This is a genomic window from Streptomyces bambusae, from assembly GCF_019400985.1.
In the GTDB taxonomy this organism is placed as follows: domain Bacteria; phylum Actinomycetota; class Actinomycetes; order Streptomycetales; family Streptomycetaceae; genus Streptomyces; species Streptomyces bambusae_A.
This window is the reverse complement of record NZ_WTFF01000461.1, coordinates 1-4490: the sequence shown is the minus strand read 5'-3', so window position 1 is coordinate 4490 and position 4490 is coordinate 1. Positions and strand designations below refer to the sequence as shown.

At 75.9% G+C, this 4490-nt stretch carries 4 protein-coding genes; 2 read left to right on the top strand and 2 right to left on the bottom strand.

Translation table 11 applies throughout. The annotated features are described in order from the left end of the window. Positions 1-379 precede the first annotated feature (379 nt). Positions 380-1120, bottom strand: coding sequence for a class I SAM-dependent methyltransferase (locus tag GPJ59_RS33970; RefSeq protein WP_219671806.1), 741 nt, complete (start codon positions 1118-1120; stop codon positions 380-382). A 74-nt stretch (positions 1121-1194) separates the two neighbouring features. On the opposite strand from GPJ59_RS33970, the gene GPJ59_RS33965 reads away from it, so the two are divergent. After that, positions 1195-2685, top strand: a complete 1491-nt coding sequence (locus GPJ59_RS33965) for a class I adenylate-forming enzyme family protein (RefSeq protein WP_219671804.1) — start codon at positions 1195-1197, stop codon at positions 2683-2685. 67 nt (positions 2686-2752) lie between these two features. Here the strand turns inward: GPJ59_RS33965 and GPJ59_RS33960 are convergent, their stop codons facing one another. Next, positions 2753-3583: an endonuclease I family protein gene (locus GPJ59_RS33960; RefSeq protein ID WP_219671802.1), complete on the bottom strand. Its 831-nt coding sequence runs from the start codon at positions 3581-3583 to the stop codon at positions 2753-2755. A 239-nt stretch (positions 3584-3822) separates the two neighbouring features. Here GPJ59_RS33960 and GPJ59_RS33955 point away from each other — a divergent pair, with 239 nt between their 5' ends. Beyond that, positions 3823-4389, top strand: coding sequence for a DJ-1/PfpI family protein (locus GPJ59_RS33955; RefSeq protein WP_219671800.1), 567 nt, complete (start codon positions 3823-3825; stop codon positions 4387-4389). Positions 4390-4490 lie beyond the last annotated feature (101 nt).

Sequence of the window (4490 nt, the reverse complement as noted above, 5' to 3'; positions counted from 1 at the left end):
CGCCACACCCGTACACCCCCCGCCCGGCCCTCCGCTGCGAAGCAGCGCCGAGCGGGGCGGGGGGGGGCCGGGCGGGGGCCTGAGCCCCCCCACCACGCGCCACAACCCCCCCCGCGCCGGCCCCGTGTGCCCCGCCCCCCCACTCCGGGGCCCCCCCGCCCCCCGATCCCGCCGCTCCCCGGCCCCGCGGACCCGCCGGCCCACCGACCCACCACCCCACCGACCCACCGACCCACCGACCCACCGAGGAGCCGACCGTGCCCCGGCCCGACCCGACCCGTTCCGCCGTCCGCCCGCCCTCCGCGGTGACCCGCTGCCCGCGGTGCGCCCACTGACCGCCCGCACCGCGCCCCCGGCCCGGCTGCCGGCGGGCGCCGGCTCAGCCCCGGGGCCGGTGGGCCACGCTCAGGTCCACCACGTAGTGCTCCTCCACCCACCCGTCCGGGAACTGCTCCCGCAGCCGGGCGCGTTCCTCGGCGAGGAAGGCGTCGGTGCCCGGTGCGCCGACGAGGAAGAGGGAGTGGGTGGACAGCTTCGCCAGGTGCGTGTCGAGCGGGATCCGGCGCGACCAGGTGAGCAGACGGGTGGTGAACTCCAGGCCCGCTTCCGCGCGGGGCCGCTCGTTGATGTACCAGCCGGGGCCGAACCGCGCCTCGATCCGGGCCTGCTGGCCGGCGATCCACGGCACGGACACGTCCGGGTCGTTGGACCACACCGCGAGCGTGCCGCCCGGGCGCAGCACGCGCAGCGCCTCGGGCACGGACCGGGCCGGGTCGGTCCAGTGCCAGGACTGGGCGTAGGTGAGCAGGTCCAGGCAACCGGACGCGAGCGGAAGGCGGTTGCCGTCCCCGCGGACCACGGGGACCCGGGGGTGGCGGCGGCGCAGCTCGGCGGCCATGCCCTCGCCCGGTTCGACGGCGAGGACGCGGGCCCCGAGGGCCTGCAGGGCGGCGGTCGCGATGCCCGTCCCGGCGCCCACGTCGGCGATCCGGGCGCCGCGCAGCGGTCGCCCGGCCGCCTCCTCCAGGGCGTCGAAGAGCGCGGGCGGGTACGGGGGCCGGGCCGCGGCGTAGCGGGCGGCCGCGGAGCTGAACGAACGAGCACGGGATTCGGTCGTCATACGGCCATGATGCCGCCGCGGCGACCGGGCGGGTGTACGGTCGCGTCCGGGTACGGAGAGGCGGTGGGCGTGTCATGGCCGCGCGGTACGTGACGGAGCTGGTCGGGGCGTTCGAGCGGTACGCGCAGCGGCCCGCGATCGGTTCCGGCCCGGCGGTGCGCAGCTTCTCCGAGGTGCTCGACGAGGTCCACCGGCTGGCAGGGGCGCTGGCGGAGGCGGGCGTGGGCCGCGGCTCGGGGCTGGCCTGCGTGGTGGCCGGGAACCGGCCCGAGGTGCTGCTGGTGCGGCTCGCCGCGCACGTGCTGGGGGCCCGGCTGACCCAGGTGGTGGGCGGACCCGCCGCCTACGGGCTGGAGTTCGTGCTCCAGGACTGCCGGCCCGGCCTGGTGGTGCACGACATGCCGGTGCCCGACACGGGATCGGCCCGGCTGGGGCTCGACGCGCTGCTGGCGCTGGCCGCCGCCCGGGAGCCGGTACCGGTGCCGGTGCAGGCCCGGGAGGACGACGTCGCCCGGGTGACGTACACGAGCGGGACGACCGGGCTGCCCAAGGGGGTGGCCTCGACGTTCGCGGCGATGGCCGCCCGGTCGGCGCACCGCCCGGACGCGGCCGGCTCGGTCCACCTCTCGGTCACCTCGCTGGCGCAGCGCTCCGGTGGCCGCTGCCTGGAGCACCTGCGGGCCGGCGGCCGCGTCGAGGTCCTCGGCCCCTTCTCCCCGCCGGAGTTCGCCGCCGCCTGCCGCCGCCTCGCGCCCGTCTCGACGTATCTGACGACCTCGATGGTCTACCGGCTGCTGGACCACCCCGCCACCGCCGACGGCGTCCCCGGGCTGCGCTCGGTCTCGTACGGGGACTCGCCCGTCCACCCGGGCCGGCTGCGCGAGGCCGTGACCCGCTGGGGCGGGCAGTGGCGGCAGGGGTACGGGATGAACGAGGCGGCCGTGATCTGCCGCCTCTCCCCCGCCGACCACGAGGCCGCCGTCGCCGGCCGGCCGGAGCTGCTGGCGTCGGTGGGCCGGCCGGCGCCGGGCGTGGAGATCGAGGTCCGGGACGCGGAGGAAGGGGTGCGGGTGCTGCCCGCCGGGTCCACGGGCGAGGTGTGGATGCGCTCGGCGGCGATGATGGCCGGGTACTGGAACCAGCCCGCCCTGACGGCCGAGGTGCTGCGGGACGGCTGGCTGCGCACCGGCGATCTCGGCCATGTCGGCGCCGACGGCTACCTCTTCCTCGACGACCGGGTCAAGGACGTCGTGATGGTCGACGGCGACAACGTCTACTGCCTGCCGGTCGAGGCCGCCCTGACCCGGCATCCGGCCGTGGCGCAGGCCGCCGTGGTCGGCCGGCACAGCGACGCCACCGGTGAGGAGGTCTGCGCCTTCCTGGTGCCGGCGCCCGGCCGGTCCCCGGGCGGCGCGGTGGCCGAGGAGGCCTGCGACCTGGTGGTCGAGGCGCTCGCACCGGCGCACCGGCCGACGGCCGTCTTCTGGGCGGCCTCGCTGCCGCTGCCCGCCCGGGGGAAGACGGACAAGCGGGTCCTGCGGCGGCGGGCGGCCGGGGGGGGGTGACCCGGCCGCCCGGGTAGGGGTGACCTGCCCGAAACAGCCGGGCCACCCGCCTGGACGGACGGTCCCGCTACCAGATCTGGGCGACCCACTCGGGGTGGTCTATGAACGGGTTGCGGTTGTGCTGGTAGGTGTCGTAGATGACCTGGTTGCGGCGCTTCTCGAAGGCGTCCGGCGGGTCCAGCTCGTTCCACTGCTTCAGGACGCTGATGCGGCCCATCGCCGGCAGCGAGCCGTTGTTGACCCGGTCGTTCATCTCCAGGTCGGCGAAGCCGTCGCCGCCGTCGTAGCGTACGGCCATGTAGAGCAGCATCCGGGCGACGTCTCCCTTGACCGCGTCGCGCGGCTCGAAGGAGTCGGCGTCGGTCAGGCTGCCGGGGGCCTCGGCGACCGGGCCGCCGCCGAGGTCGAAGTCCTTGTTGCCGCGGATGCTGTTGACGGTGACGTCCTCGGGGCGCAGGTGGTGCAGGTCCGTGCCGGGGCCGGTGGCCGTGCCGAAGTCGCCGTGGCTCTTGGCCCAGACGTGCTCGCGGTTCCAGTCGTTGGCGCCGCCGCCGTTGGTGGACTTGGACTGGGAGCGGCCCGAGTAGACGAGGATGACGTTGCTGCGGTTGGCCGGGTCCTCGTCGGTGACCTTCAGGGCGGCCCACACCTGGTCGTAGCTGATCCTCGACTGGTTCTTGATGATGCCGTGCAGGGCGCTCTTGAGGGCCGGGCCCGTCTTGCCCGCGGCCGGCGCGTAGTAGTCCTCGACGGTGGCGGACGCCGCGGCGGGGACCGGGGCGGCGGCGGTCGTCAACGGCCGGCCGGCCGAGGCACTGGCCGGCACGAGGAGCAGGGCGGCCGCGGCGGCCGCCGCGAGCCCGGCGGCCCGGGGCAGCAGGCGGGTGCTTCGCTTCATGGGGGGGCAACCTCTTCACAGGCACCGCTCCCACCGGGGAAGTTGGCGGGATGTCAGTGGTTCGGCGAGGCTTACATTGTCATGTGCCGTACAGGTAAAGGTCACGTGTCCGGCGCACGGACGTTCGGTCCGGCGCAGGCCCTCTTGGCAGGAGTCCGGCGGACGGGCACGGTGTGGCCTGGCCCCGTCGACCGGCCGGGGCCGGACCGCATGAGCGAACAGCCCTACGGGAGCAGCCGATGGCAGTGCAGATCCTCATCGTGACCGGCGACGCAGCGGAGTCGCTGGAGGTCCTCTACCCCTACCAGCGCCTGCGCGAGGAGGGGTACGAGGTCCACATCGCGGCGCCGAGCGTGAAGAAACTGCGCTTCGTGGTGCACGACTTCGAGGACGGGTTCGACACCTACACCGAGAAGCCCGGCTACACCTGGCCGGCCGACGTGGCGTTCGCCGATGTCGATCCGGAGCGGTACGCGGCGCTGGTGATCCCCGGCGGCCGGGCGCCGGAGTACCTGCGCAACGATCCCGAGGTCCGGCGGATCCTGACCGCCTTCACCGAGGCCGACAAGCCGGTGGCGCAGATCTGCCACGGGCCGCTGATCACCGCCGCGGCGGGCGGTCTCACCGACCGGCGGGTGACGGCGTACCCGGCCCTGGAGCTGGACATGAAGGCGGCCGGGGCGGCCTTCGAGGACGCGGAGACGGTGGTCGACGGCACCCTGGTCTCCGCCCGGGCCTGGCCCGACCACCCGCGCTGGATGCGGGAGTTCCTGACCGTGCTGCGCAGCAAGGCCCCGTCCGCCTGACGGCCGGTCCGCCGGTACGCCGCCCCGCCCGGCCCCCGTCCCCCTCAGGCCGCCGAGGTCTCCGGGGCCTCGGCGGCCCCGGGGGCCCCGGGGGGGGGGGG

Coding starts and splice junctions, on each gene's coding strand:
- GPJ59_RS33965 (WP_219671804.1), top strand. CDS start 1,195: ATGGCCGCGCGGTACGTGACGGAGCTGGTCGGGGCGTTCGAGCGGTAC.
- GPJ59_RS33970 (WP_219671806.1), bottom strand. CDS start 1,120: ATGACGACCGAATCCCGTGCTCGTTCGTTCAGCTCCGCGGCCGCCCGC.
- GPJ59_RS33955 (WP_219671800.1), top strand. CDS start 3,823: ATGGCAGTGCAGATCCTCATCGTGACCGGCGACGCAGCGGAGTCGCTG.
- GPJ59_RS33960 (WP_219671802.1), bottom strand. CDS start 3,583: ATGAAGCGAAGCACCCGCCTGCTGCCCCGGGCCGCCGGGCTCGCGGCG.